A 25,336-nucleotide genomic window follows, 5' to 3' on the forward strand; every position below is an offset into this window, starting at 1 on the left:
TATGCTGATTGGGGGTAACCCCCAACTTAAGAGCCAAGCGCAAGGAGGCGCGAAATGACAACGATCGCCATGGAACTCGAGGTGAACAAACGAGCTTCTGCCTTCGGGTCGAAGTACACAAGCGGACTGACAAAACGAGAGTACATAGCCACCCAGGCTTTGAGCACTCTCATTTCCAACCCGGAACTTACGGATAGCGATTCTGTTGCAGATCGCGCCGTGGAGTATGCGGACGCCCTGCTGCGCAAACTCAGCAAGTAGTCACGCCAGGCGCTTGATGGAGAAACCGCCCTCGGGCGGTTTCAATTTGTGCGGCGGTCTATTAAGCGCGATCTATCAAGCGAAGACGAAATACTTGCGTACGGTCTCGACCACTTCCCAGGTACCTTTCATACCCGGCTCGATAACGAACACATCGCCCGCTTTCAGATGTTTCGGCTCTTCACCTTCCGGGGTGATGATGCAGTAACCGTCGAGGAAGTGGCAGAACTCCCACTTGTCGTAATTCACTTCGAACTTGCCCGGGGTGCAGATCCAGGTACCCATGATCTTGCTGCCGTCAGCGGAGGTGTAGGCGTTCAGATTCACGGTGTGCGGGTCACCGCCGATGCGGGTCCATTTGGTCGCATCAACAACGGGAGTCGGGCAGGTTTCACGCAAAACGGTAATAAAATCGGACATGTCAGCTCCACAAGGGTCGAAGTAAAGGACCCGCATTATGGGGCGATTATTCAGGCTGGCATTGTCTGGTTTCGACACTGGTAGGGTTATAAACGGCAGCAAGCAGGAAAGCCATTTTTCGTCGGAGTGACGCCCTCGTCGCGCTCATCCGCCGATGGGTTTGTTCACCGCAGTGCCGGATTCCATCGGCGCGAGGTTATTATGCCCTCCGGGTGCGCACCTCCTACCGCGGTGCATCGGTTATGCTGTGCCTTCTCCCCCAGGCCAATCCATAAAAAAGGCCCTCACCAGTCTCCTGATGAGGGCCAAGCTCCATTGCAACTCGTAACGAGTTTTATCTCAGGTAAAGCAAGCCTGGGCTTTCTTACCCCTCGATTTCGATCAGCACCTCGCCCGGGGTGACGCGGTCGCCCTTGGCGACATGCACGCCCTTCACCTTGCCGGCGATCGGTGCCTGAATTTCGGTTTCCATCTTCATCGCTTCAGTGATCAACACCGCCTGACCTGCAGTGACTTCGTCACCGACTGACACCAGCACATCGACGATATTGCCCGGCATACTGGTGGTCACATGGCCCGGTGCGCTGGCCTGCTGACGACCGCTGGCGGTAGTACCACCGACGTAGGCGTTCAGCGGCTCGAACAGTACCTCTTCCGGCATACCATCGATGCTCAGGTAGACGTGACGCTTACCGCTGTCCTTGCCACCTACACCGGTGATCGCCACCTGGTAGGTTTCACCGTGGACGTCGATCTTGAACTCGGTGGCTACACCTTCGTCCATGGCGCGACCGCCCTGGCTGGCCGGCAGAAGCTGTTCCGGCTCCAGAGTGCCGGCTTCACGCTGTTCGAGGAACTGGCGGCCGATATCCTGGAACATGGCGAAGGTCAGTACGTCTTCTTCGGATTTGGCCAGGTCACCGATCTCTTTGGTCAGGCGCGCCATTTCCGGGCTCAGCAGGTCAGCCGGGCGACCGTCGATCAGCTCTTCTTTACCGACCGCCTTGGTCTGCAGCTGAGCATCGACTTCGGCCGGCGGGTGACCGTAACCACCCTGAAGATAGCGTTTCACCTCATTGGTGATCGTCTTGTAGCGCTCACCGGAGAGCACGTTCAGCACCGCCTGGGTACCGACAATCTGTGACGTCGGCGTCACCAGCGGCGGGTAACCCAGGTCCTTGCGCACCGCCGGAATCTCGGCGAACACTTCGCGGATGCGGCCCAGGGCGTTCTGCTCTTTCAGCTGGTTGGCCAGGTTGGACATCATGCCGCCCGGTACCTGGTTGATCTGAACCGATACGTCTTCGCGGGTGAATTCCGATTCAAACTGGTGATACTTCTTGCGCACTTCGCGGAAGTAATCGGCGATCTCGCCCAGCAGTTCCAGATCCAGACCGGTATCCCACTGGGTACCGCGCAGCGCCGCAACCTGGGATTCGGTGGCCGGATGGCTGGTGCCGGAAGCAAAGGAGGAGATCGCGGTATCGATATGCTCAGCACCCGCTTCCACCGCCTTCAGCTGACACTGAGCCGCGAGGCCTGCGGTGGAGTGGCTATGGATGAACACCGGCAGATCCACACCGCTCTTGATCGCCTTCACCAGGTCATAGGTGGCGTACGGGGTCAGCAGACCGGCCATATCCTTGATCGCGATGGAGTCGGCGCCCATCGCCTTCAGCTCCTGCGCCTGCTTCACGAACAGCGCTTCGGTATGCACCGGGCTGGTGGTGTAGCAGATGGTGCCCTGCGCATGTTTGCCCGCTTTCTTCACCGCCTTGATGGCGGTTTCCAGGTTACGCAGATCGTTAAGCGCATCGAAGACGCGGAATACATCTATACCGTTCTCGGCCGCCTTGGCGACAAACGCCTCGACCACGTCATCGGCATAGTGGCGGTAGCCGAGCAGGTTCTGGCCGCGCAGCAGCATCTGCAGACGGGTGTTCGGCAGCGCCTTGCGCAGTTCGCGCAGACGCTCCCAGGGATCTTCCTTCAGGAAACGGACGCAGGCGTCGAAGGTGGCGCCGCCCCAGACTTCCAGTGACCAGAAGCCCACCTTGTCGAGCTTGTCACAGATCGGCAGCATGTCTTCTGTACGCATACGAGTGGCGATCAGGGACTGGTGTGCATCTCGCAGGATGACGTCGGTAACGTTCACTTTGCTCATCAATTCTCTCCTTTTCGCAGCCCGTTAAACGCCGGCGTACGCCGCGATAGCTGCAGCGATGGCCAGCGCAAGTTCGCTGGGATCGCGCTTGTCCGAGTAGTTTTGCAGCTCCGGGTGGTTCGGCACGAAGCTGGTATTGAATTCACCGCTACGGAAATCCGGGTTCTGCAGGATCTCCTGGTAGTAACGGGCGGTGGTTTTCACCCCCTGCACCCGCATGTCCGCCAGTGCGCGGGAACCGCGATCCAGCGCCTCTTCCCAGTTCAGCGCCCAGACGATCAGCTTCAGACACATGGAGTCGAAGTACGGCGGAATGGTGTAACCGGTGTAGATCGCCGTATCGGTACGCACACCGGGACCGCCCGGCGCGTAGTAACGGGTAATGCGGCCAAAACTCGGCAGAAAATTGTTCTTCGGATCTTCGGCGTTGATACGGAACTGCAGGGCAAAACCGCGGAAGGAGATATCCTCCTGGCGATAGGCCAGCGGCAGGCCGGATGCGACACGAATCTGCTCGCGCACGATATCCACGCCGGTGATCTGCTCGGAGATGGTGTGCTCAACCTGCACACGGGTGTTCATCTCCATGAAGTAGATCTCGTTACCGGTGACCAGGAACTCCACGGTGCCAGCGTTCTCGTAACCCACCGCCTTGGCGGCGCGCACGGCCAGTTCTCCGACATAGTTACGCTGTTCCGGCGTTAGCTGCGGGCTCGGTGCGATCTCGATCAGCTTCTGGTTACGGCGCTGGATGGAACAATCGCGCTCGTAAAGATGGATCGCATCGCCCTGGCTGTCGGCCAGGATCTGCACTTCAATATGTTTCGGATCGACGATGCACTTCTCAAGAAACACTTCGGCAGAGCCGAACGCCTTGGTGGCTTCGGAGATAACGCGCGGGTACTGCGCCTTGAGTTCAGTCTCGCTGTCGCAGCGACGAATACCGCGACCGCCACCACCGGAGGTGGCCTTGAGCATCACGGGGTAGCCGATCTCGCCGGCAACCTTGATCGCCTCGTCCAGATCGGCCAGGTTGCCTTCCGAGCCCGGAGTCACCGGCACGCCGGCGGCGATCATGCTGGCACGGGCTGCAGTCTTGTCGCCCATCTTGGCGATAACCTCAGCCTTCGGGCCGATAAAGGTGATACCACGCTCGGCACAGATACGGGCGAACTCGCTGTTCTCGGACAGGAAGCCGTAGCCAGGATGGATCGCATCACAGCCGGTTTCTACCGCCAGGTTCACGATACGACGGGCATCGAGGTATCCCGCCAGCGGGTCTTCACCCAGGCTGTGGGCCTCGTCTGCGCGTTTTACGTGCAGCGCGTAACGGTCCGGTTCTGTGTAGATCGCTACCGAGCGGATATTCATCTCCGCGCAAGCCCGTACTATGCGGACCGCGATTTCGCCTCGGTTGGCAATCAGGATTTTCTTCAGCATGGATCGTCTCCGAAAGAGTGTCTCGACCGATGCGAATCACACTAAACCAGTCGGCTAAAATCTATAAATTGATATTTCTTCTGAAGATCATAAGAAATACCTTATAGTTAACCTTGTCGTTCGACCCAACAGCCCATCAGCACTGGATTTCGCCCATGCCCTACTCTCTGAACCAGCTCTTGAATCGGCTCTCTTTTCGCCAGTTACAGGTGTTCAAGGCCGTAGCTCATCACCTGAACTACAGCCGTGCCGCCGAGGAGCTTGGCCTGACCCAGCCCGCCGTCAGCGCGCAGATAAGGCAGCTCGAGCAGGCGATGGGCCAGCCGGTGTTCGAATACGTGGGTAAAAAACTGTATGTGACCGCCGCCGGCGAGCAGCTGTCGAGAACCGTCGACACCATGTTTACCGACCTGGAGCGGCTGCAGATGCAGCTGGCAGAACTGGATGGCCAGGTACGTGGCGAGCTGCGCCTGGCCGCGGTGAGTACTGCTCAGTACTCCGTACCCTACCTGCTGGAGTCGTTTCTGGAGGCCTATCCACAGGTGGATGTGAGCCTGACCATCGTCAACCGCGCCCAGGCGGTGGAGCGCCTCAACACCAACCAGGACCACCTGGTGATCATGGGGATGGTGCCGGAGTCACGAAACCTGAACACCCTGCCGTTCCTCGATAACATCATGGTGCCGGTGGTGCGCTCGGACGATCCGCTGCTGCAGAAGGAAAATCTCAGCACCCAGGACTTTTTCAACGCTCGTCTGCTGATGCGCGAAGCCGGCTCCGGTACCCGCCATGCGCTGGAGGTCTGGTGCGCGCAGAACCGCCTGAAACTGGCGCCACGCCTGGAGCTGGGTTCCAACGTGGCGATCAAGCACGGCATTCTGGCGGGACTGGGTGTTGGCGTGTTGCCGCGCCTGAGCGTGACGGCGGAGATCAAGCTGGGGCAGGTCACTATCCCGGAGCTGGAAGGCTTTCCGCTGCGCCGCTCCTGGTGCGTGGTTTACCCCGCCAGCAAATACCCGACGCCGGTGATGCAGGCGTTTCTCGATCACGCCCGCAGCTCCACCCGCGAACTGGCCCAACGGGTTTATGGTGATGAGGCTTAGAGATCGAGCCCAAAGGTAGGCGTTTTCTGGTCCATCCCGGTCACCAGCTCAGTGATCAGCTCGCGCACCTTGAGGATCTCCGGCCGTTCGCCCTCCTCAGTGCGTGACCAGAGCGCAATATCACGTCGCGGCCCAGGTTTGCCTTCCACTTCGATCATCTGCTCAGGCGCAATCTCGCCGGTCATTAGCGCCAGCCGCGCCGGCAGTCGCACCAGCATGTCGGTGGTATTCAGCAGATGCAGCACCGAGCGGATACTACCGGTGAAAGCGATACGTGCCGCCGTGGGGCCGGCCAGTTCCCCCTGACCATCAAGAAAACCGGCGCTGGCACCGGCGATCATCCAGTTTTGCCGTTCCAGTTCATCCAGGGCTACTGCGCCCTTTCTGCGGATAAGTGACGACTTCTTGCCGGCAAATACGCCGGAACGGTCGCGAAACAGCAGATCGCGCTGCAGGCTTTCCTGGGCCACGGTCAGGTGCGCCGGCGCCAGCAGGAAGTCCAGCTCGCCGGCCTGCATCAAGCCGATCTGGGCAGCAGCGGAGCCGGTACGTAGATGAAATACATAGCGCTTTTCACGCAGGAAGTGATCGCTCATCTCGCGGTAAGCGGCGAACTCCCAAAGCGGATCGATCCCCAGGGTAAACTCGTTGTGATAGCCACTGTGCCACTGGCGGATCACCTCTTCGCCATGATCGGTATCCGCCAGTATCCGTTCGCCGATCTGCGCCAGCCGCGCGCCGATCTCGGTGGGAATCACACCGTGGCGCGAGCGTTTCAGCACCGGCGCCCCAACCTTCATCTCCAGCTGTTTTATACTTCGGGTCAGTGTTGGCTGCGTGATGTACAGCTGCTCACAGGCCCGACTGAGCGAGCCCTGCTTCACCACGATGGCTAACTGTTTCAGAAGGTTAGGATTCATTTATTCATTTTCTTTTAGTCTGGGAATAAAAACCTATTTTTCCTGATATCTAAACCGAATTAAAGTGGTCTTCGAAATACATAATAAGTAAGAGGACGCACCCCATGCAGTTTCATCAGAATGGCTTTCACCCCGGCGATCCGCGCTTTTCCGATCCGCAGGATGCCGTTGTACCCCCGCCTATCAAGCGTCCGCTCCCTGAAGAGGTCGACGTTTTGATCGTCGGCTGCGGCCCTGCCGGCCTGAACCTGGCGGCGCAGCTGACCCAGTTTGAAGGTCTTCGCGTCGCTATCATCGACCAGAAAGATGACCGCCTGCTGGTGGGCCAGGCCGACGGTATCGCCTGCCGCACCATCGAAATGTTCCAGGCCTATGGCTTTGCCGACCAGATCATTCAGGAAGCCTACCAGGTGAGCGAAGCCGCCTTCTGGAAGCCAGACGCCGACAAGCCGAACGAGATCTCACGCAGCGGCAAGGTGCCCGATGTGGCCGACGATCTGTCCGAGATGCCGCACCTGATCATCAACCAGGCGCGCGTGCACGACATGTTCCTGGATGTGATGCGCCAGAGCGCCGCCAAGCTCGAACCTCACTACCAGCGCAAGCTGCTGAGCCTGGAAGTGGGCTCCGGGGATGAAGAGTTCCCGGTGACCGTTCAGGTCGAGCGCATGGTCAACTTCTCCCAGTACACCCAGGAAGTGGAAACCATCAAGGCGCGCTATGTGGTCGGCTGCGATGGCGCCCGCTCCGCTGTGCGTACCGCCATCGGCAAGGAGCTGGTGGGCGACGCCCTGAACCAGGCCTGGGGCGTGATGGATGTGCTGCTCAACACCGACTTCCCCGATATCCGCCTGAAGTCGCTGATCCACTCCAACAACGAAGGCAACATGCTGATCATCCCGCGCGAAGGCGGCTACATGGTGCGCATGTATATCGAGCTGGACAAGTTGAAGGAAAATGAGCGCGTTGCCCGCGACCAGATGACCGCGGACGTGCTGATTGCCGGCGCCAACCGCATCCTTCAACCCTACAGCATCGACGTGAAACAGGTCGCCTGGTGGAGCGTGTACGAGATCGGCCAGCGCATCACCACCGCGTTTGACGACTCTACCGAAGATCGCGCCGCACGCGTCTTCCTCGCCGGCGACGCCTGTCACACCCACAGCCCGAAAGCGGGCCAGGGCCTGAACACCTCGGTGATGGATACCTGGAACCTGGGCTGGAAACTGGCCCACGTGCTGACCGGCCGAGCCGACGAGTCGCTGCTGAAAACCTACTCCGACGAGCGTCGTGAATATGGCCAGGCGCTGATCGATTTCGATCGCAAGTTCTCCGCCATGTTCAGCGCCAAGCCGAAGTCCGCCGAGAACCCGGACGGTGTTGATCCGGCCGAGTTCCAGCGCTACTTCCAGCTGTTCGGTCAATACACCGCCGGTGTCTCTATCCAGTACCGTCCGTCGCTGATGGTCAGTGAGGGCTTACATCAGGAGCTGGCCACCGGTCTCACCGTGGGCAAGCGCTTCCACTCCGCTCCGGTGGTGCGCCAGGGCGATGCCAAGCCGATGCAGCTGGGCCACTGCCATACCGCGAACGGCGCTTACCGCGTCTACGCCTTTGGCGGCAGCGCAGAGCCGATGTCTGACGAGTGCGGCGTGAAAGCCCTGTGCGAGTTCCTGGCGGAAGATGCCAAGTCGCCGCTGACGCTCTACACCCCGGCCGGTGACGAGCAGGATTCAGTGATCGATCTGCGCGCGGTGTTCCAGCAGCACCATCAGTCGGTGGAAACATCCACCCTGCATCCGCTGCTGATGCCGTTGAAGGGGAGCCTTAAGCTGCGCGATTATGAGAAGGTGTTCTGCGCCGACAAGCGCCCGGAATCCTCCGGCGGCGGCAAGGATATCTACGCCATGCGCGGCATCAACCGCGACCAGGGCTGCATCGTTATCGTGCGTCCGGACCAGTACGTGGCCGACGTGCTGCCGCTGAACGATTACCAGGGCCTGAGCCGCTTCTTTGCCGGCGTGCTTAAACCTGTGAAGTGAAGGCTGTAAAGTAAAACCGGTGAACTGAAGTCGGTTAACTGAAGCCGGCAAGCCAGCCTATCGGTGTAATGAAAAAGCCCTGCAGCAAGCCTGACCAGGCTTCGCGGCAGGGCTTTTTCATTTCAGGTGCGAGAATCACTCCACCTGTCGCTTGAAGTCACCCAGCATATCCTGGATTCTCTGAGTCGCATCGCGGGTGCGTCCAGCCAGCAGTTTGACCTCATCGGCAACGACTGAGAATCCGCGGCCGGTTTCGCCGGCACGGGCCGCTTCAATCGCGGCATTCAACGCCAGCAGGTTGGTTTGTTCAGCGATTGCGCGGATCACCTGCACCACGCCGGAGATCTGGTCGTAGGTGCCCTGCATCACGCCAAGTTCGCGCTGATGCATGCCTTCGATCCGTTTCTCGTCGCTGATATCGCTGGCCGCCCCGACGACACGGCATAGCTTGCCCTGTTCGTCACGCAACCCCAGCCCGTGTTCCCGAAACCAGATATATCCCTTGGTCTTGTGTTTCATCCGATACTCAACGGTGTAGCTGGCGTTGGGGTCAGTATTAGCGGTGAATTCACCGAAGGCTTCAAACGCCTTCTTGAAATCTTCGGGGTGGCACACTGCCTCGAAGGAGTCCCAGCCATCGGGAAATTCGGCTGCCGTGTAGCCGATCAGGTCACGAAACTCCGAAGACCAGCGCAGCACGTTATCGCGGTGGTCCGGGTCGCCGTCAATCACCAGGTAATCCCAGCTGCCTTCGACCATAGCGCGCTTGATCAGGCCCCAGACCTGCTCTTCCTGCTTGAGTGAATAGATTTCCGCCTGGGCATCCTGCAGCTGCGCCTGGCTTTGCTCCAGCTCCATGCGGTAGCTGTCACGCTGATCCGCCAGATCACGCAGCTCTGCTTTTAGCTCTTCAAGCTGCTGCTCCAGCTGCTCTTTCTCTCTGCGTGGAGCATCAACCTGCCCCTGCAGATCCTGCAGACCGGTATTTAGACGTTGCAGGGCGCCACCCAGCGCCGGATAGGTTTCCGCATGATGAATGGCGCCAGGTTTACCGTCGAGGATCTGATGGATACCTTCGGCGATCTGCCCCGCCATCTCCTGAAGTCGTTTTCCGAGAAACATCCCACTCTCCCTAAGCATAGAAGGCCGGTCAGTGCCTGGTTGCACACCCACCCGAGCACAACCGCGCAGCAGCAAAACCGCCGCACGGGTTCAGTTCAGGGAAGAGTGTTGCAGTGCGGGTTCACGGCCTTCCTGTTAGCCGGGCCCACTTTTTATAGTGGGACGCGAGCCTGTGAATGCGGCGATATCTGCTGAGGTTGTAAATGCCGATTCTGGCTGCGCCCGTAACACTGACGTCGATTAGCAACATCGAGGGACGTTTCAAAGATGCCTGTATTAGAGATTTTTGTAAAGCGGATCAGAGGGTTGGGTCGCTAGCACGCCAACCAACCCTGCGACGAAGACTAGAGGTTAATCTGGAAACGGTTGATCCAGATCTGACCGGTGATCACAAAGGTGATAATCAGCACCCAGCCACCCCAGAACAGGATGCGCGGATCAAGGCGCTGCTGCGCCACCAAACGAAAGCCGTAAACCACGGCGCCTGCGAAAACAATCTGGACAGCCAGCAGCACCAGCGCCGGGCCCTTGGCGCCGATATCCGGCACCAACCCAAGCACAACAGCACCGAAGCCCACCACACCAAAGGTGAGCAGGAGCCAGCTGAAGATGCGTAGAAAACTCATGACAAGCCGACCTCAGGGCGCGAAGCGCTGACGCAGGTAGTCATTGATATCGGAAGACTCGTACATCCACTCGATGCGGCCATCCTGATGCTCGATCTTCAGACAGGGCACCTTTACACGACCACCGCCCTGCTCCAGCTCGGCACGGGCCTGGGCATCTTTCTGCACGTTCGCCATACCGATCGGCAGCGCCAGGCGATGAACCTCTTTCTTCACCTTGATGCAGAACGGGCAGGTCGCAAACTGGTACAGCGTCAGATCGCGGCAGTCATTATCCACCTGAGCCTGTGCCTGTTCATCACGCGTGATCGGTTTGGGTTTGGAGAGTGCCGCATAGATCAACATGAACGGCATCAGCAGCCGACGCAGCAGCCTGAAAAAGAGTCGTATCACCACTCGCATTCAATTTCCTCGTACAGTCTTGCGGGCGTTTCTTTAAGAGCGCGCAGTCTACCAAATTGAGCCGGGGAATCCTCCTGAGAAAAATTGAGATTGAGTTTTCTCCCAGCAGGACAGCATCCTGTACCAGGCCAGCGATCAATCACCGACCGGCAGCAACAGCTCGTGTCCAACCACCTGATTAATATGCTGGTAAGACACCTTGTATTGTTTACCTCGGTATTTCACGACCGCGTAGTCGAAACACATCTTGATCACGGTGCATTCCACAACTTGCTGACCGTCGGTGATGCGCACGATGTTGTAGTTGTTGAGTATCAGGGCCATTAGTCACTCCTTTGTCATTTAAAGCCTTGCTAACGCCCCACGAACGTATCCTTGGCGCTGGTTACCGAAAGCGAAAAGGGCCCAGTATACACCCGCGCTTCATCGCTGGCTCAGCTCGCCCCTCAAGACTCCAGGATCAATTCCCCCTCACAGCTTTGCGAACTCTTCAGAACATCAAATGCAAATGATTTTCAGTTGCAATATTTAAAACCTTACATAAAATGCGCGTATAGGCCATTTATATCCAGGGAGGGATCCATAATGTCCGCGAATAAACCCAAAGCGCTCCAGGATCTTTCAACACTTGAGATATTGATCGTCACATCGATTCGCGCAATCGGGGAAGACCTGCCTACGCTGGAGCGTCTCGAACAGGAATTCTTCTCCCTGATGGGACGCAGAAATGGCCAATCCGCGTTTTTTGAACTCTGTCGCACGGCCAAATTTCTGAAACGCTACGGCCGACGCAGCTGGCGTTTCGGCCAGGTTGAAAATCGCAGCCTCACAGAACCCGAGCGTGGAGTGCTGACAATGATCGCCGCGCATCAGGCCGGGCAGCACAATCACGCCATGGGCATCGCGCACTGGTTCTGTACCAGCGCCATTCAGGACGAGGTTCACAAAGTGATGCACAGCTTCGCCATGCGACTCGCCAGGACCAACCTGCGCATCCCCCTGCATCTGCCCGCGACGCCCACCCATGCGGAGCAGCCCCTCTACACACCTATCTGGGCACTGAAACAACAGGCCCAGGGCGCAAATTCAGATGTTTGTTAACACAGGAAGTGAGTTGAAAAGATGGCTAATATCGGTATTTACGTTGGAAGCGCAAATGGCATCACCCTGGCAGTGGGTGAGCAGATCCAGGAAGCCCTGGGTGAGGATAACTGCGATCTGTTTGACCTTGAAGATGACTACCTCGGGTTCGATGAGATGCTCGAATACGATGTCCTGATCTTTGGCTGTTCGACCTGGGGCTCAGGGGAAGTTCAGTTCAACTGGGTAGAACCCTTGCAGGACCTGGCCAACGAAAAGCCCGACTTTTCCGGAAAAACCATCGCTCTTTTTGGTGCGGGCGATTACGTCGACCATGGCGAACAGTTCGTCAGCGCGCTGGGCGTTCTCTATGACAAGTTCACCGGCCGCGGGGCAAACTTCATCGCCCCCTTCCCCACCGATGGCTACACCTACAAATATTCCAATGCTGTGCGAGATGGCAAATTCGTCGGTTTCCCCTTTGACCAGGTCAATGAAAAGGACAAGACGCCAGAACGCCTTGGTCGCTGGCTGGAGATATTGAAAGCCGACCTGGCCTAGTACCCCATTACCGAAACCGGGGAACGCACCCGGTTTCGGTCTGCTTGCCGGGTCCCCTTTTGTAGTTTGCACCTCGCGTTTGAATTGCTCGCCATCACCGTCTGTATGCCCAGCGAGTCGCTTTTCGCTCTGGTGAGCTTGTCCTGTGCTGAACTTGTCCTGCACTGAACCTGTCCTGTGCTGAATTGGCTTTCTGCTAAACAGCGGCGAGGCTCTATCAATTAGATTTTATCCACCGCTGAATTTTATCGAACGGGCCTAAAACCTTTCGCTTTCAAAACATTGTCATACGCGGTTGCTAGATTGGCGCATTCAATCAAGGAGCAAGCATGTTGAAAAAGTCACTTCTGGCTGCGGCCACCCTTTTCGCCCTGAGCGCAAACGTCCACGCCGAAACCATCGGTGGGCTGGCCTATGCCGACACTGCCCGTCACTCTGCAGCAATGACCCAGAAAGACGACTACACCATCAGCGGCAAGATCGACCTGATGGCACAGCCGGCGTTCAACGAAGATGGCTCCCTGCGCGCCGTGGTCGAAATCCCCACCGGCACCTCCGCCAAATGGGAGATGAGCAAAGAAAACCCGGAAGACGTTTACTGGGAATACAAAAAGGGCAAGCCGCGCATCGTCAACTACCTGGGTTACCCGGGTAACTACGGCGCTATCCCCGGCACCGCCCTGCCGAAAGAACTCGGCGGCGACGGCGACCCGCTGGACGTGCTGATCCTGGGCCAGGCACTGCCGCGCGGTGAAGTGGTTGATGTACGTCTGATCGGCGTACTGAAGATGCTCGACGACGGCGCACAGGACGACAAACTGATCGCGGTACTGACCAAAGACTCTCCGTTCGCCAACATCGAAAGCCTGGAACAGCTCGATGCCGAGTTCGGTGGCGCCAGCCAGATAGTCGATCTCTGGTTCAGCAACTACAAAGGCCCGGATGGCGGTATGGAAAGCCAGGGTTTTGCGGGGCCTGACGAAGCCAAGAAAGTGGCTGAGGCTGCGGCTAAGAGTTATCAGGCTCAGCAGTAAGCGTTTGGTTGTTCAGCCGGCTGGCTGAGTGGGAGCCCTGCGGATTTTTTCGTGGGGCTTTTTTGTGTTTGGTGGGTGTTTTTTGCTTGGCTGGTGAGTTTCTTGTGCTTGGCAGCACTGCTCATTTGCAGGTTTCGCCTGCTGGCGAGTCAAGGATCTTGGACGCCCAAGATCCTTAACAATCCTAAGCCGCCCCGACAGCTTGATCGGCTGCGCCGATTGCCCTGTGCTTCTCGTCTGAAAGAGCGGAACCGACTCTCCACCTCAAAGTAAGTCGCCGCTTCGCGGCTCAAACAGCCCGTCCCTTACTTCTCTTTCAGCCTGCGATGCTCGGCTGCGCTGAAGGGGTTATCGGTGCGATTAGATCGTCTTGGCAAGAAATTATCACTTGGGGAGTACTTTCCATGGATAGTCTTCATTTTCATCGGGGCCTGACTTCCATTTTTTATATTCTGCCGCCATGCAACGCCCACAAGGTCTGTAGCCGGCCTCAATCGCTGTCGCTTCATCTGCGAAAAATACACGGTGCTCCGCGTAACCTTTTGACAGCGCACTATTCGCCGCCGTGCAGTCCAGACGTCCATAGATACCCGCCTTGGAGCTGCCACCCAACGTACCTGGGGTTTCACTACGGACGGTGTTTCCGTCCGCTGCCAGAAGCTTGTATGTCTTCATCCTCTACTCCCATCACTTCAAAAAGCCGCCAGATGCAAATCCTGCTGCACCATAGACGCACCCGCTTTTAAGCCTCTCCTGAGTATTGCATGCACAAGAGCCCGAGTAAGCTGGATTTTGAACTCTTTTATAGTTCCCTAATATTAAAGATACCGGTTATAGTCTTAGGAATAGAAAAACAGAAAAGTCTCACAAACGAGACACTTAATAGCAAGATGACTTGAGTTGATCTTAGATTAACTGCACCGCTCAATTTTATAAGTCTTTCACTAACTGCTTAGTATTAAAGATATTCTACGAAATAAAAAATCATATACAGGGTTAAGGTATCGCATGAAGCTTCAAGGAAAAATATCAAACTGGAATGATGAGAAAGGATTTGGCTTCGTAGAGCAAAATGGTGGCGGTGAACGCGCATTCGTGCACATAAAAGCTTTCAACCACAGAAACCGCAGGCCTGTAGATGGTGACGTTATTATTTATGAATTAGAGCGGGATAATAAAAACCGGTACCAGGCTAAAAATATCAAGTATGCTGGTGAAAGAAATAAATCAGCAAAGAAAAAAAGCACACAAACAGGAAGCCTCTTTGGTATTTTTATGGCATTTTATTTTGCCATAATTTCATTATTAATCTTTATTGGTAAAATTTCACTATCTGTGCTGGGCCTATATCTTTTGATGAGCGTAGTCGCTTTTATCGCCTATGCGATTGATAAGTCTGCCGCTCAAGCCGGCCGATGGAGAACCAAAGAGAGCACGTTACACATTTTATCGTTACTCTTCGGCTGGCCAGGAGCCTACTTCGGGCAAGAAATATTAAGACACAAATCGATTAAGAAAGAATTCAGAACCGTTTACTTTATAACGGTCATATTAAATATCGCTGGATTAATTTGGCTTCATACAGATAGTGGAGCGATCGTTATGCGCCACCTCCCCTTTTAATCACTCATATTAATCGACTGACTTTGGTTAGATTAAAAATTGAGAGCTCAGCTTTCATTAGAACCAACTAAGCGCCCTTCCCCTTCAGCGCAGCCGAGCATCGCAGGCTGAAAGAGAAACAAGGGACGGGCTGTTTGAGGCGAAGCCGACTGATTCTGGAAAAGTAAGCCCGTCCCGCTCTTTCAGACGAGAAGCACAGGGCAATCGGCGTAGCCGATCAAGCTGTCGGGGCGGCTTAGGATTGTTAAGGATCTTGGCCGTCCAAGATCCTTGACTCGCCAGCAGGCGAAACCTGCAATCAAGCAGTGCTGCCAAGCACAACGAACCACCCTAACAAAAACGCCCAGCACAAAGGCTGGGCGTTTCAGTGTCATCGGTAAGGGCTAAACCTTACCAATCACTCCTCGCGATAAGAATCCACCGAAGGACAAGAACAGATCAGGTTACGATCCCCGTACACGTTATCGATACGGTTCACACTCGGCCAGAACTTGTTGTCACGGCTGGCGTCGGTCGGGAACACCGCTTCGGCAATGCTGTAGACACGATCCCAGGCGCCGGTGATATCGGCCAGGGTGTGCGGTGCATGGTGCAGCGGGCTGTTCTCGGCGGTCCATTCGCCGGTTTCAACGCGGGCGATCTCACCACGGATGCAGACCATCGCTTCGATGAAGCGGTCCAGCTCCGCCTTGGACTCGGATTCGGTCGGCTCGATCATCAGCGTGCCCGGTACCGGGAACGACATGGTCGGGGCGTGGAAGCCGTAGTCCATCAGACGCTTGGCGATATCTTCCTCGGTGATACCGGTCGCTTCTTTCAGCGGACGGATATCGACGATGCACTCGTGAGCGACACGGTCGTGCTTGCCGCGGTAAAGGATCGGGTAGTGAGCCGACAGCTTCTCGGTCAGGTAGTTGGCGTTCAGGATCGCCATCTGGGTCGAGCGCTTGAGGCCGTTCTTACCGAGCATGCGGATGTACATCCAGCTGATCGGCAGGATGGCACCGGAGCCGTAAGGCGCTGCGGATACCGCACCGTTGTTCTGCTTCTGGCCCGCCACGTGAGTGACGCTGTGACCCGGCAGGAACGGCGCCAGGTGCGCTTTTACACCGATCGGGCCCATGCCGGGGCCGCCACCGCCGTGCGGGATGGCGAAGGTTTTGTGCAGGTTCAGGTGAGACACGTCGGAACCGATCACGCCCGGCTTGGAGATGCCGACCTGGGCGTTCATGTTGGCGCCGTCCATGTAAACCTGGCCGCCGAACTTGTGCACGATCTGGCAGATCTCGACGATCTCCTGCTCGTAAACACCGTGGGTACTCGGGTAGGTGACCATCAGCGCAGACAGGTTGGCAGCGTGTTCTTCCGCCTTGGCGGCCAGATCGGCTACGTCTACGTTACCCAGATCGTCGCATTCTACGATAACCACCTTCATGCCCATCATCGCGGCAGAGGCCGGGTTGGTACCGTGAGCGGACGACGGGATCAGGCAGATATCACGGTGACCTTCACCGATCGATTCCTGGTACTTGCGGATCGCCAACAGGCCCGCGTATTCGCCCTGGGCGCCGGAGTTCGGCTGCATGGAAACCGCATCGTAACCGGTGATCTCAACCAGCATCTCTTCCAGCTGACGAATCATCTCCAGGTAGCCCGCAGTCTGCTCATGCGGCGCGAACGGATGCATGTTGGCAAACGCGGCCCAGGTGATCGGCGCCATCTCGGAGGTGGCGTTCAGCTTCATGGTGCAGGAACCCAGCGGGATCATGCCGTGCACCAGGGAGTAGTCGCGGTTTTCCAGCTTCTTCAGGTAACGCAGCATTTCGGTTTCGCTGTGGTAGCTGTTGAAGACCGGGTGAGTCAGGATCGCATCGGTACGGCGCAGTGCTTCCGGCAGGCCGGTGGTTTCGCCGTCAACGATGCTGGCGTCCAGCGCGTCCACAGAGAGGCCGTGATCGCTACCCAGCAGCAGCGCCAGCAGGTTCTCCACATCCTTGCGGGTTGTGGTTTCATCCAGGCTGATGCCGATATGCTCACCGCCCACAAGACGCAGGTTGTAACCCGCCGCCAGTGCGCCTTCGATCACTTCGCCTGCGTTGGCTTCCTTGATGGTCAGGGTGTCGAAGAAGGTGTCGTTGCACTTCAGGCCTTTCTGACGCAGGCCGTTAGCCAGGATAGTGGTCAGGCGGTGTACGCGTTCGGCGATGCGACGCAGACCTTCCGGGCCATGGTAAACGGCATAGAAGGAGGACATGTTGGCCAGCAGTGCCTGGGCGGTACAGATGTTGGAAGTCGCTTTCTCGCGGCGGATGTGCTGCTCGCGGGTCTGCATCGCCATGCGCAGAGCCTGGTTGCCGCGGCTGTCCACGGAAACCCCGATGATGCGGCCAGGTACTGAGCGCTTGAGCTTGTCAGAGGTAGCAAAGAACGCAGCGTGCGGGCCACCGAAGCCCATCGGCACGCCGAAACGCTGGGCGCAGCCGAAGACGATATCGGCACCCAGTTCGCCCGGTGATTTCATCAGCACCAGCGCCAGCAGATCGGTCGCGATGCAGACCATGGATTTCTGCTCTTTCGCCTTGGCGATCAGGCTTTCCACATCGGCGATATCGCCGTGGGTACCCGGGTACTGCAGCAGCACGCCGAAGCTGTCGTACTCTTCCAGTTTCTCGGCCGCATCAACTACCACCTCGTAACCGAAGTATTCGGCGCGGGTGCGGATAACGTCGATGGTCTGCGGATGCACATCGTCAGCCACGAAGAAGATGTCGCTCTTCTTGCGGTTGGAGCGCTTGCACAGGGTCATCGCTTCGGCAGCAGCGGTAGCTTCGTCCAGCAGGGAGGCGTTGGCCAGCGCCATGCCGGTCAGGTCCATCACCATCTGCTGGTAGTTCAGCAGCGCTTCCAGGCGGCCCTGGGCGATCTCGGGCTGGTAAGGGGTGTAAGCGGTATACCAGGCCGGGTTTTCCAGCACGTTGCGCTGAATTACGCCCGGCACCAGGGTGCCGTAGTAGCCCATACCGATCATCGAACGCTTCACCTTGTTCTTGGAGGCGATCGCTTCGAGCTCGGCCAGAGCCTCAACTTCGGTGATACCTTCCGGCATCGCCAGAGCGTCATCAAGACGGATAGAAGCCGGCACCGCCTGCTCTATCAGCTCGTCCAGGGATTTCAGTCCCAGGGTATCGAGCATGGTCTGCTCTTCCTGCCCATCGGGTCCGATGTGACGCTGGGTAAATTCGTCGTGACCTTCCAGTTCACTCAATCCGCGGAGTTCTGTTGCCATCTTGCCTGCCCTTTTCTGACGTTGACGGGAGTTGAAGAATAATAGTCGCACCGGACGGCACCTGCCGCCCGATGGAGGTGTGGTCTAGCGTATCAGCCTTCGCTTACGGCCTTGGCGTAAGCTTCTGCATCCATCAGCTTAGCCAGTTCAGCAGCATCGGACATGCGGATCTTGCAGATCCAGCCGTCACCGAAAGGAGATTCGTTGATCAGCTCGGGGCTGTCGTCGAGCTGTTCGTTGGCTTCGATTACTTCACCGCCGACTGGCGCGTAGATATCGGAAGCGGCCTTAACCGACTCAACCACGGAGAACTCTTCGCCCGCTTCAACTTCGCGGCCGACTTCCGGCAGTTCAACAAACACCACGTCACCCAGCTGTTCCTGGGCAAAGTCGCTGATACCTACAGTGACGGTGCCGTCGCCGTTATCGCGAACCCACTCGTGGGAGGATGCATATTTCAGGTCAGTCGGAAGATCGCTCATTGTTCGCTATCCATCTTTAGGTCGTTTGGATTGTGGTGCTCAGGGTTTACAGCCTAGGCCATTGAGCAGTGCAGAGCCGGCGGACAACCAACGCCATTAGCCCGCACCCGTCATTAGCGACAGGGCCGGGGTGGGAGACGTCAGTTATCAACCTGACACTATAGCCGTCCCGCTGCTACTTCCTGGTTTTTTGCGGGATAAGCAAAAACCATTTGAGCAGAGCAGCCCGGCTGTTCTCTGACTAAACTCAACGCAAAACATCAAAACTAGGATGCAGTGTAAACCAGTGCGCCAGATGGGCGGCAGACTAACAACAGTGTCGCAATGGAGCAAGAAAAAAATTTCCTATTGGAAACAGCCCGGTCCGGAATGAGGTTTGGCGGTAACCTTTAAGAGAGAATAGTTACCCTTTTAATTAGAGGCCCTTAAACCTCAACACGCGGCAATGGGACGCGAAGCCGCCCCACAGCCGTGCCAAAGATTAAGTTAAGGAAATTTGTTTCCTATCGGAAATTTTGGTTAACATAGCACCTGTTCTAAACCAGTACTCAGAGGCTTCCAATGGAAGAGACATTGCTGCATACCCCCCTATTCGCGCTGCACGAAGAACTTGGCGCCCGCATGGTTCCCTTTGCCGGTTACGCGATGCCGGTTCAATACCCCAGCGGCGTACGCAAAGAACATCTGCACACCCGTGAAGCGGCCGGGTTGTTCGATGTCAGCCACATGGGCCAGGTCTATATCACTGGCGAAAACGCCGGTGCGGAGCTGGAAGCCCTGGTGCCGGTCGACGTTATCGATCTGCCGGTGGGCAAACAGCGTTATGCCTTCTTCACCAACGCTGAAGGCGGCATCCTCGATGATCTGATGATCACCCGCATGACCGACGGCTACTACCTGGTGGTCAACGCGGCCTGCAAGGACGCCGATATCGCTCACCTGCGCGCCAACCTGGGCGAATCCACCAAGCTGGAAGTGATGGAGAACCACGCGCTCATCGCCATTCAGGGTCCGAAAGCGGCCGCGGTGATGATCCGCATTCAGCCGGAACTGGCCAGCATGGTGTTCATGGACAACCTGGTGGTCGATATCGCCGGCATCAACTGCTTTGTCAGCCGCTCCGGCTACACCGGCGAAGACGGCTTTGAGATCTCTGTCCCGGCAGATCAGTGCGAAGAACTGACCCGCCTGCTGCTGGCCCAGGATGAAGTGGAAGCGATCGGTCTTGGCGCCCGCGATTCCCTGCGTCTGGAATCCGGTCTCTGCCTGTACGGTCACGATATCGATACCGGTACCACACCGGTGGAAGCGAGCCTGCTGTGGGCGATCTCTCCGGCACGTCGTGCCGATGGCGCCCGTGCCGGCGGTTTCCCGGGTGCGGATATCATCCTCAAGCAGATGCAGGAAAAGTCAGCCACCCGTAAACGTGTCGGCCTGATCGGTGAAGGCCGCGCCCCGGTGCGTGAAGGCACCGAGCTGTTTGATGCGGACGGTAACAAGGTAGGTGAAGTGACCAGCGGCACCTTCGGCCCCAGCGCCGGTCTGTCGATCGCCATGGGTTACGTGGCGAAAGAGGTCAGCGCTCTGGATACGCAGATCTTCGCGGAAGTGCGCGGCAAGCGCCTGCCGATGAAAGTCAGCCGCACCCCGTTTGTGCCGCAGCGCTACCACAGAGGTTAAGAGCCGGGGTTAAAAGCCTGAAAGAGAAAGCCCGGTCATATCAAGCCGGGCTTTTTTTTATTCCGTGGGTAGCCACATCAACAAAGCGGTCGTTGATACCGCAGATGGTGCGCGCCAGCTCCCGGGACAGGTTCAGCATCAGGATGCCGAAATCCGATGGCAGATCCAGGTGCAACTGGTAGAAAAGGTCGGTATCGACCCGCAGGATGACACTTTTCCTCAGCGCACAGGCCGAACCCTGACGCGGCAGCAGCCCGATCATCGAGACATAGCCCAGCTCTTCGCCAAAGCCCACCTCGCGCATCAGCAACCTGCCCTGCTGCACCTCACGGTAGTAACCCAGCTGGCCTTCCAGCACAACCACAAAGAAGCCCGCAGACTCACCGGAGCTGAACACCTGGTCGCCTTTGTCCAGCGCCTGCAGCTTGCCTTTACTCAGCAGGAAAAGAATCGCCTCTTCGCTTAACGCGCCGAAGGTGGAAGCGGTCTTAAAAAACTCAAGACCTGACTGATCGATGATTCTTTGCCCATCCAGATCTTTCATGTTGCACCCACTGTTCGCTGGCCGAACGTTACGGCTACTCGAACCTTAACCATTTGTTATTCCGTATTTATAGCTACAGCGTGGACCGGTCACGGTGCTAAGACAAGTTACACCTTGGTCCTATAGACCTCAGATCGCCCCCCGTCGCGTAGACAAGGCCACTACTATTCCCCCTCGTTATCGCTGCTTTCGTCCTCACGCCGCCGCCTCGTTATACGCCGCAGCATCTGCATCTGCTGCTCACAGCGACGACAGTAACTGCACATCATCAGGTGCGTTCGCAGCGACACGCGCTCCCCCAGGGTTAATGGCCGGTCGATCTTTATCGACATCAGTTCTGTTGCCCGCTTGCATGCCATCGTCATCTGTCATCGCCCTCTTTGCTGAACCAACCGGCCTCCAGGCAGGCGCGTAACTTAAGCCTCGCCCGGTGCAGAATGACCCAGCAGTTCTGTTCGCTGATCTCCAGACAATCGCAGATCTCTTCAGTCTCCAGCCCCATCAGTTCACGCAGGGTAAACACCTGAGCGCCGCTTTTCGGCAGGTGAAAGACACAGATATCGAACACCTCCCAGAAGCGATCGTTATCGCAGGATTCCTCCGGCTGCACCCAGGACTGAGGCCTCGCCCCCAATGCCCAATGGGCGTGACTATCGAACATCTCGTCCACCTCCGGGAGTTCATTGGGATTATGTTCGGCCACCACATCCCGACCGCGCAGGCGGATCGCATCCACCAGTTTGTGACGCAAGATGCCGAACACCCAGGTTTCAAACTGAGACTGCCCCCTGAAGCGGTGCAACGACTGCAGCGCAGACGCCAGGGTTTCCTGCACCATATCCTCGGCATACACCTGATCCGACAGCTGCAGCCGGGCAAAAGCGAGAAGCCGCGGGCGCACAGCAACCAGCCGTGCCTTAAGATCACTGCTTTCATCCGGTGATAAACTGTTTTCATCCGTACTCAAATACCACCTCCTTTCCCGCTTTGTCGTTCTTGTATGAGAAACCTTACACATAATCGACCAGCCACAGGGGTCTGGCAAACCGGGCAAGACAGCCAAAATACAATCCGCTAGTATCTGAGCCGAAAACCACCAAACGGAAGACAGCCATGAAAGCGATGCTGAAAGGACTTAAAACTACTTCATTCCTGACACTGCTTTTAAGTGCTGCTGTCGCACTCAGCGCCTGCTCGCCGGAGGTTGGCAGCGAAGAGTGGTGCACAGATATGAAAGAAAAACCCAAGGGGGAATGGACCGCTAACGAACTGGCGGACTTTACCAAGCACTGCCTGATCCCCTGATCGCCGGGCAGCGCAGTTTAATCACAAGGAAACAAGGAAGAAGTGATGACAGAACAAGCTCCGGCTACGGCCGGAATCAGCGACACCAGCAATGTACGCCTGGTCTATATCCTGTATCTGGTTGGCCTGGTGTTCGGTATTACCGGCATCATCGGCGTGATCATGGCGTATATCAACAAGGGCGAGAGCGACGCAATTGCCGCCAGCCATTACCAGTTTCAGATCCGCACCTTCTGGATCGGCTTTCTGATGATGTTCATCGGCGCCATCACCTCGGTGTTTATCATCGGCTGGTTTGTGTTCCTGTTCTGGTTCGTCTGGCTGATCGTACGCTGCGTCAAGGGAATGAAGTACCTGGAACAGCGTAAGGCCCACCCCGAACCGACCACCTGGCTGTTCGGCTAAGCCGGCCACCCGACTATCAGACGGAGGCGACCTCCGCCTCCGTCAGCGCCCTGAACTCTCCCGGAGTCAGGGCCAGATCCAGCTCGATCAACCCCATTTTTTCCCGATGCAGCTCCACCACGCGATTGCCGACGCGGGCAAACATCCGCTTGATCTGGTGATAGCGCCCCTCATAGATCGTCACACGCGCCTCTGTTTCACCCAGGCGCTCAAGCTGCGCAGGCGTAGTGGTGAGACCCTCGGTGGCAAAGTAGAACCCTTCGGCGAAGCGCTGCTCGGCATCGGCAGCTATGGGCTCGGCGGTGCTCACGCGGTAGACCTTGGGCAGCTTCTTGCCCGGCTCGGTGAGCCGACGGGACCAGAGACCATCGTTGGTCAGAATCAACAGCCCGGTGGAGGCACGATCCAGGCGCCCGCCGATATGCAGCAGCTCACGCATAGAGCTGGGCATCAGCTCCATCACCGTAGGGTGCTCAGGATCGCTGGTGGCGCTGAGGTAACCCGCCGGTTTGTGCAGCATGATGTAGTGCGCCTGGCACTCCTGCAGCACCCGACCGTCCAGCTTCACCCGTACGAAGCGGTCGATCTCCGCTCGCGGATCGGTGATCAGGCTATCGGCCACGGTGACGCGCCCGGCGGCCACGGCCCAGCGGGAGTCTCGGTGTGACAGGTCAGTATGTTTGCAGATGAATTTATCGAGGCGCATGCCGCCATTATCTCAGATCCTGCTCAATCCTTGCCAAGCTTTGTCGATATGCGGATACTTCGCGGTTTCGCAACAGGCGCAAGGTACACGCGATGACACAGATTACTGACGGCACCGTGGTGCAGTTTCACTACACCCTGACCGATGCCGATAACACCCAGATCGAAACCAACATCGGCTCTGAGCCGCTGGCCTATCTGCACGGTCACGGCGGCATGATCCCGGCACTGGAAGAAGCGCTGGAAGGCAAAGCCAAGGGCGATACCCTGCACATCACCCTGAGCCCGGAACAGGCCTACGGCGAGCGCAAGGAAGGCCAGGAACAGCGCGTGCCGCTGAAACACCTGCAGGGCCTGCCTAAGGGCACCCGCAAGTGGCAGGCCGGCATGGTCGCTGTCGTACAGACTGACCAGGGCATGCGTCAGGTTACCGTGGTCAAGCCGGGTCTGAAGATGGTACTGGTGGATACCAACCATCCGCTGGCCGGCAAAACACTGACTTACGATATCGAAGTCACCGATGTCCGCGAAGCCACCGATGAAGAGATCGCTCACGGTCACGCTCACGGTGTTGGCGGCCACCACCACTGATTCACTCGCCTCGGCCCTATTCGGGACGGGGCGGCGAATTGGCTGAACGGCTGAGTAAACAGCTATGCTTAAATTTTTAAACAACCTGTTAGGGAGAAAACCCATGGCACGCGCAAGCGCACGTCACATCCTCGTCGGTACCGAAGCTGAATGCCAGGCACTGAAAGATCAGATCGCAAACGGCGCCGATTTCGCAGCTCTGGCGAAAGAACACTCCCAGTGCCCGTCAGGCCGTCAGGGTGGCGAGCTGGGCAGCTTCGGCCCGGGTCAGATGGTTCCGGCTTTCGACAAGGTCGTCTTCAGCGCACCGATCAATGAAGTTCAGGGTCCGGTTCAGACCCAGTTCGGTTACCACCTGCTGGAAGTCACCAGCCGCGAAGACTGATTTCGCCAGTAGGAGGTGCGCCCTCGCGCCGATTGACGCTGGCATGGACGTGATCCGAAGCTGGAGTTGATCGCGGCGAGGCGCCACTCCTACCGGGAACCCGATTCCCGCTTTAGGAGGTGCGCCCTCGCGCTGATTGACGCTGGCACGGAAGTGATCCGAAGCTTGAGTTGATCGCGACGAGGGCGTCACTCCTGCTTCAAACACTTACCTCACCCAATGCCCATTTCGTTCAGATCGATCCCGTCTCCGCTGTAGTACTCAGATGCTGTAGTACCCAGATAACGCTGAATCTGCTCCCGCAGAATCCCGTACAGCCTCTGCTCCACCTCACCAAGCTCCGCCCGTGAGCGATCCAGCCTGATACCGATCTCACCCAACCGCGGCAAAGACCCATCACCGATCACCGATAGCGATGAAGGCAAGCCGAAATCAGTGCGCACGGTGACGCCAAGCCCCGCCTGTACCGCCTGCCAGACTCCGCCCAGCCCCTGGCTGGCAAAGACGACCTGCCAGGGTATGCCGGCGCGATCCAGCGCTTCGGTGGCCCACTGACGCATCAGGCAGGGTTTCTCAAACATCACCAGTTTCAGCGGCTCTCCGGTCAGTAATGTCCGCTGCAGCTCAATGTCAGCTGGGCCGATCCAGCGCAGTGGCAACTGTGCCAGCACCTCACTGTAAGCGGACGATTCTCCCGCCGCCCAGCAAAGCGCCAGATCCATCTCATCGGAGCGGATTCCATCCAGCAGCACGGCGTTGCGCGCCACGTTGGCGCTGAGCTGCACCTGGGGATGCGCCCGGGTAAAACTGGCGAGTACCGACGGCAGCAGCGCTTCACTGAAATCCTCCTGCATACCGAAGCGGATACGCCCCGGCAGCTGAGCACCGCCGATCGCCTGGGCCGCTTCATCATTCAGCGCCAGCAGCCGCCGCGCATAGGCAAGCAGCACCTCACCCGCATCCGTCGGCTGCAGATGCCGACCCACCTTGCGCACCAACGCCACATCGCACTGCTGCTCCAGTTTTTTCAACTGTGCGCTGGCCGCCGAAGTAGATCGGTGTAGCCGCTCCGCCGCCAGCGCAAAGCTGCCCAGCTCGATACCCAGCACAAAGGTACGCAGAGCATCCAGATCGAAGCTGATCGTCTTCACTCAA

General features: G+C 57.6%; 28 protein-coding genes. 12 read left to right on the forward strand and 16 right to left on the reverse strand.

Translation table 11 applies throughout. The annotated features are described in order from the left end of the window. Positions 1-54 precede the first annotated feature (54 nt). Positions 55-261, forward strand: coding sequence for a hypothetical protein (locus tag C4S72_RS15430; protein ID WP_104004059.1), 207 nt, complete (start codon positions 55-57; stop codon positions 259-261). 75 nt (positions 262-336) lie between these two features. Here C4S72_RS15430 and C4S72_RS15435 read toward each other — a convergent pair whose 3' ends face one another. From C4S72_RS15435 to C4S72_RS15445, 3 genes are all read right to left on the reverse strand, one after another. Then, positions 337-681, reverse strand: a complete 345-nt coding sequence (locus C4S72_RS15435) for a cupin domain-containing protein (RefSeq protein WP_104004060.1) — start codon at positions 679-681, stop codon at positions 337-339. A gap of 364 nt (positions 682-1,045) precedes the next feature. Then, positions 1,046-2,845: a sodium-extruding oxaloacetate decarboxylase subunit alpha gene (gene oadA / locus C4S72_RS15440; RefSeq protein WP_104004061.1), complete on the reverse strand. Its 1,800-nt coding sequence runs from the start codon at positions 2,843-2,845 to the stop codon at positions 1,046-1,048. Between the two features lie 24 nt (positions 2,846-2,869). Then, positions 2,870-4,285, reverse strand: coding sequence for an acetyl-CoA carboxylase biotin carboxylase subunit (locus C4S72_RS15445; protein ID WP_104004062.1), 1,416 nt, complete (start codon positions 4,283-4,285; stop codon positions 2,870-2,872). 155 nt (positions 4,286-4,440) lie between these two features. Between C4S72_RS15445 and C4S72_RS15450 the strand changes: the two genes are divergently transcribed. Next, entirely contained in the window at positions 4,441-5,388 is a 948-nt protein-coding gene (locus C4S72_RS15450) for a LysR family transcriptional regulator (protein WP_104004063.1), read from the forward strand. On the opposite strand, the gene C4S72_RS15455 is transcribed toward C4S72_RS15450, so the two are convergent. Then, positions 5,385-6,308, reverse strand: a complete 924-nt coding sequence (locus tag C4S72_RS15455; RefSeq protein ID WP_104004064.1) for a LysR family transcriptional regulator — start codon at positions 6,306-6,308, stop codon at positions 5,385-5,387. The genes C4S72_RS15450 and C4S72_RS15455 overlap by 4 nt on opposite strands. A gap of 104 nt (positions 6,309-6,412) precedes the next feature. Here C4S72_RS15455 and C4S72_RS15460 point away from each other — a divergent pair, with 104 nt between their 5' ends. Continuing rightward, the gene (locus tag C4S72_RS15460) at positions 6,413-8,350 is read left to right on the forward strand and encodes an FAD-dependent monooxygenase (RefSeq protein WP_104004065.1); all 1,938 of its coding nucleotides are present in this window, start codon (positions 6,413-6,415) and stop codon (positions 8,348-8,350) included. A 135-nt stretch (positions 8,351-8,485) separates the two neighbouring features. Here the strand turns inward: C4S72_RS15460 and C4S72_RS26190 are convergent, their stop codons facing one another. The 4 genes from C4S72_RS26190 to C4S72_RS15480 form a co-directional block, all read right to left on the reverse strand. Further along, on the reverse strand, positions 8,486-9,472 hold the full coding sequence (locus C4S72_RS26190; protein ID WP_104004066.1) for a methyl-accepting chemotaxis protein: 987 nt from the start codon (positions 9,470-9,472) through the stop codon (positions 8,486-8,488). A 344-nt stretch (positions 9,473-9,816) separates the two neighbouring features. Next, positions 9,817-10,098: a hypothetical protein gene (locus C4S72_RS15470; protein ID WP_104004067.1), complete on the reverse strand. Its 282-nt coding sequence runs from the start codon at positions 10,096-10,098 to the stop codon at positions 9,817-9,819. A gap of 12 nt (positions 10,099-10,110) precedes the next feature. Continuing rightward, a complete protein-coding gene (locus C4S72_RS15475) occupies positions 10,111-10,500 on the reverse strand; it encodes a glutaredoxin family protein (RefSeq protein WP_104004068.1) in 390 nt (129 codons plus the stop codon). 135 nt (positions 10,501-10,635) lie between these two features. Continuing rightward, complete coding sequence (locus tag C4S72_RS15480) at positions 10,636-10,824, reverse strand: hypothetical protein (protein ID WP_104004069.1); 189 nt, start codon at positions 10,822-10,824, stop codon at positions 10,636-10,638. Between the two features lie 261 nt (positions 10,825-11,085). Here C4S72_RS15480 and C4S72_RS15485 point away from each other — a divergent pair, with 261 nt between their 5' ends. The 3 genes from C4S72_RS15485 (at position 11,086) to C4S72_RS15495 (ending at position 13,175) form a co-directional block, all read left to right on the forward strand. Continuing rightward, on the forward strand, positions 11,086-11,601 hold the full coding sequence (locus C4S72_RS15485; protein ID WP_104004070.1) for a hypothetical protein: 516 nt from the start codon (positions 11,086-11,088) through the stop codon (positions 11,599-11,601). A gap of 21 nt (positions 11,602-11,622) precedes the next feature. Further along, positions 11,623-12,141 carry a flavodoxin gene (locus C4S72_RS15490; protein WP_104004071.1) on the forward strand — a complete coding sequence of 173 codons (519 nt, stop codon included), beginning with the start codon at positions 11,623-11,625 and terminating at the stop codon, positions 12,139-12,141. Between the two features lie 329 nt (positions 12,142-12,470). Further along, on the forward strand, positions 12,471-13,175 hold the full coding sequence (locus C4S72_RS15495) for an inorganic diphosphatase (RefSeq protein ID WP_104004072.1): 705 nt from the start codon (positions 12,471-12,473) through the stop codon (positions 13,173-13,175). A gap of 384 nt (positions 13,176-13,559) precedes the next feature. Here the strand turns inward: C4S72_RS15495 and C4S72_RS15500 are convergent, their stop codons facing one another. Next, positions 13,560-13,850, reverse strand: coding sequence for an Ada metal-binding domain-containing protein (locus C4S72_RS15500; protein WP_104004073.1), 291 nt, complete (start codon positions 13,848-13,850; stop codon positions 13,560-13,562). Between the two features lie 333 nt (positions 13,851-14,183). On the opposite strand from C4S72_RS15500, the gene C4S72_RS15505 reads away from it, so the two are divergent. Next, positions 14,184-14,798 carry a DUF1294 domain-containing protein gene (locus tag C4S72_RS15505; protein WP_104004074.1) on the forward strand — a complete coding sequence of 205 codons (615 nt, stop codon included), beginning with the start codon at positions 14,184-14,186 and terminating at the stop codon, positions 14,796-14,798. Between the two features lie 397 nt (positions 14,799-15,195). On the opposite strand, the gene gcvP is transcribed toward C4S72_RS15505, so the two are convergent. Together gcvP and gcvH are read right to left on the reverse strand one after the other, a co-directional pair. After that, positions 15,196-18,084, reverse strand: coding sequence for an aminomethyl-transferring glycine dehydrogenase (gcvP, locus tag C4S72_RS15510; protein WP_104004075.1), 2,889 nt, complete (start codon positions 18,082-18,084; stop codon positions 15,196-15,198). 92 nt (positions 18,085-18,176) lie between these two features. Further along, on the reverse strand, positions 18,177-18,566 hold the full coding sequence (gcvH, locus tag C4S72_RS15515) for a glycine cleavage system protein GcvH (protein WP_104004076.1): 390 nt from the start codon (positions 18,564-18,566) through the stop codon (positions 18,177-18,179). 561 nt (positions 18,567-19,127) lie between these two features. Here gcvH and gcvT point away from each other — a divergent pair. After that, positions 19,128-20,246, forward strand: coding sequence for a glycine cleavage system aminomethyltransferase GcvT (gcvT, locus tag C4S72_RS15520; RefSeq protein ID WP_104004077.1), 1,119 nt, complete (start codon positions 19,128-19,130; stop codon positions 20,244-20,246). A gap of 40 nt (positions 20,247-20,286) precedes the next feature. On the opposite strand, the gene C4S72_RS15525 is transcribed toward gcvT, so the two are convergent. From C4S72_RS15525 to C4S72_RS15535, 3 genes are all read right to left on the reverse strand, one after another. Then, the gene (locus C4S72_RS15525) at positions 20,287-20,790 is read right to left on the reverse strand and encodes a Crp/Fnr family transcriptional regulator (RefSeq protein ID WP_104004078.1); all 504 of its coding nucleotides are present in this window, start codon (positions 20,788-20,790) and stop codon (positions 20,287-20,289) included. 164 nt (positions 20,791-20,954) lie between these two features. Continuing rightward, positions 20,955-21,155, reverse strand: a complete 201-nt coding sequence (locus C4S72_RS15530; RefSeq protein ID WP_104004079.1) for a zf-HC2 domain-containing protein — start codon at positions 21,153-21,155, stop codon at positions 20,955-20,957. Then, entirely contained in the window at positions 21,152-21,757 is a 606-nt protein-coding gene (locus C4S72_RS15535) for a sigma-70 family RNA polymerase sigma factor (protein ID WP_235009163.1), read from the reverse strand. Before C4S72_RS15535 ends, C4S72_RS15530 begins: the two co-directional genes overlap by 4 nt. Before the next feature lie 146 nt (positions 21,758-21,903). Between C4S72_RS15535 and C4S72_RS15540 the strand changes: the two genes are divergently transcribed. Together C4S72_RS15540 and C4S72_RS15545 are read left to right on the forward strand one after the other, a co-directional pair. Continuing rightward, positions 21,904-22,095, forward strand: a complete 192-nt coding sequence (locus C4S72_RS15540; RefSeq protein ID WP_235009164.1) for a DUF3012 domain-containing protein — start codon at positions 21,904-21,906, stop codon at positions 22,093-22,095. Positions 22,096-22,140: 45 nt separating this feature from the next. Next, complete coding sequence (locus C4S72_RS15545) at positions 22,141-22,500, forward strand: DUF4870 family protein (RefSeq protein ID WP_104004081.1); 360 nt, start codon at positions 22,141-22,143, stop codon at positions 22,498-22,500. Between the two features lie 16 nt (positions 22,501-22,516). Here the strand turns inward: C4S72_RS15545 and C4S72_RS15550 are convergent, their stop codons facing one another. After that, complete coding sequence (locus C4S72_RS15550) at positions 22,517-23,206, reverse strand: pseudouridine synthase (protein WP_104004082.1); 690 nt, start codon at positions 23,204-23,206, stop codon at positions 22,517-22,519. 92 nt (positions 23,207-23,298) lie between these two features. Here C4S72_RS15550 and C4S72_RS15555 point away from each other — a divergent pair, with 92 nt between their 5' ends. Both C4S72_RS15555 and C4S72_RS15560 read left to right on the forward strand, forming a co-directional pair. Further along, the gene (locus tag C4S72_RS15555) at positions 23,299-23,796 is read left to right on the forward strand and encodes an FKBP-type peptidyl-prolyl cis-trans isomerase (RefSeq protein WP_104004083.1); all 498 of its coding nucleotides are present in this window, start codon (positions 23,299-23,301) and stop codon (positions 23,794-23,796) included. A 103-nt stretch (positions 23,797-23,899) separates the two neighbouring features. Then, a complete protein-coding gene (locus C4S72_RS15560) occupies positions 23,900-24,181 on the forward strand; it encodes a peptidylprolyl isomerase (protein WP_104004084.1) in 282 nt (93 codons plus the stop codon). A 212-nt stretch (positions 24,182-24,393) separates the two neighbouring features. Here the strand turns inward: C4S72_RS15560 and C4S72_RS15565 are convergent, their stop codons facing one another. Next, positions 24,394-25,332 carry a LysR substrate-binding domain-containing protein gene (locus C4S72_RS15565; protein WP_104004085.1) on the reverse strand — a complete coding sequence of 313 codons (939 nt, stop codon included), beginning with the start codon at positions 25,330-25,332 and terminating at the stop codon, positions 24,394-24,396. Between the last annotated feature and the right edge of the window lie 4 nt (positions 25,333-25,336).

This window comes from Marinobacterium lutimaris (assembly GCF_900108065.1).
In the GTDB taxonomy this organism is placed as follows: Bacteria; Pseudomonadota; Gammaproteobacteria; order Pseudomonadales; family Balneatricaceae; genus Marinobacterium_D; species Marinobacterium_D lutimaris.

Bases quoted from the DNA above. Each gene is read 5' to 3' on its own strand.
- C4S72_RS15555 (WP_104004083.1), top strand. From the start codon at position 23,299: ATGACACAGATTACTGACGGCACCGTGGTGCAGTTTCACTACACCCTG.
- C4S72_RS15445 (WP_104004062.1), bottom strand. From the start codon at position 4,285: ATGCTGAAGAAAATCCTGATTGCCAACCGAGGCGAAATCGCGGTCCGC.
- C4S72_RS15490 (WP_104004071.1), top strand. From the start codon at position 11,623: ATGGCTAATATCGGTATTTACGTTGGAAGCGCAAATGGCATCACCCTG.
- C4S72_RS15455 (WP_104004064.1), bottom strand. From the start codon at position 6,308: ATGAATCCTAACCTTCTGAAACAGTTAGCCATCGTGGTGAAGCAGGGC.
- C4S72_RS15470 (WP_104004067.1), bottom strand. From the start codon at position 10,098: ATGAGTTTTCTACGCATCTTCAGCTGGCTCCTGCTCACCTTTGGTGTG.
- C4S72_RS15530 (WP_104004079.1), bottom strand. From the start codon at position 21,155: ATGACGATGGCATGCAAGCGGGCAACAGAACTGATGTCGATAAAGATC.
- C4S72_RS15475 (WP_104004068.1), bottom strand. From the start codon at position 10,500: ATGCGAGTGGTGATACGACTCTTTTTCAGGCTGCTGCGTCGGCTGCTG.
- gcvT (WP_104004077.1), top strand. From the start codon at position 19,128: ATGGAAGAGACATTGCTGCATACCCCCCTATTCGCGCTGCACGAAGAA.
- C4S72_RS15505 (WP_104004074.1), top strand. From the start codon at position 14,184: ATGAAGCTTCAAGGAAAAATATCAAACTGGAATGATGAGAAAGGATTT.
- oadA (WP_104004061.1), bottom strand. From the start codon at position 2,845: ATGAGCAAAGTGAACGTTACCGACGTCATCCTGCGAGATGCACACCAG.
- gcvH (WP_104004076.1), bottom strand. From the start codon at position 18,566: ATGAGCGATCTTCCGACTGACCTGAAATATGCATCCTCCCACGAGTGG.
- C4S72_RS15480 (WP_104004069.1), bottom strand. From the start codon at position 10,824: ATGGCCCTGATACTCAACAACTACAACATCGTGCGCATCACCGACGGT.
- C4S72_RS15485 (WP_104004070.1), top strand. From the start codon at position 11,086: ATGTCCGCGAATAAACCCAAAGCGCTCCAGGATCTTTCAACACTTGAG.
- C4S72_RS15500 (WP_104004073.1), bottom strand. From the start codon at position 13,850: ATGAAGACATACAAGCTTCTGGCAGCGGACGGAAACACCGTCCGTAGT.
- C4S72_RS15560 (WP_104004084.1), top strand. From the start codon at position 23,900: ATGGCACGCGCAAGCGCACGTCACATCCTCGTCGGTACCGAAGCTGAA.
- C4S72_RS15460 (WP_104004065.1), top strand. From the start codon at position 6,413: ATGCAGTTTCATCAGAATGGCTTTCACCCCGGCGATCCGCGCTTTTCC.
- C4S72_RS15550 (WP_104004082.1), bottom strand. From the start codon at position 23,206: ATGCGCCTCGATAAATTCATCTGCAAACATACTGACCTGTCACACCGA.
- C4S72_RS15450 (WP_104004063.1), top strand. From the start codon at position 4,441: ATGCCCTACTCTCTGAACCAGCTCTTGAATCGGCTCTCTTTTCGCCAG.
- C4S72_RS15540 (WP_235009164.1), top strand. From the start codon at position 21,904: ATGAAAGCGATGCTGAAAGGACTTAAAACTACTTCATTCCTGACACTG.
- C4S72_RS15545 (WP_104004081.1), top strand. From the start codon at position 22,141: ATGACAGAACAAGCTCCGGCTACGGCCGGAATCAGCGACACCAGCAAT.
- C4S72_RS26190 (WP_104004066.1), bottom strand. From the start codon at position 9,472: ATGTTTCTCGGAAAACGACTTCAGGAGATGGCGGGGCAGATCGCCGAA.
- C4S72_RS15430 (WP_104004059.1), top strand. From the start codon at position 55: ATGACAACGATCGCCATGGAACTCGAGGTGAACAAACGAGCTTCTGCC.
- C4S72_RS15495 (WP_104004072.1), top strand. From the start codon at position 12,471: ATGTTGAAAAAGTCACTTCTGGCTGCGGCCACCCTTTTCGCCCTGAGC.
- C4S72_RS15435 (WP_104004060.1), bottom strand. From the start codon at position 681: ATGTCCGATTTTATTACCGTTTTGCGTGAAACCTGCCCGACTCCCGTT.
- C4S72_RS15525 (WP_104004078.1), bottom strand. From the start codon at position 20,790: ATGAAAGATCTGGATGGGCAAAGAATCATCGATCAGTCAGGTCTTGAG.
- gcvP (WP_104004075.1), bottom strand. From the start codon at position 18,084: ATGGCAACAGAACTCCGCGGATTGAGTGAACTGGAAGGTCACGACGAA.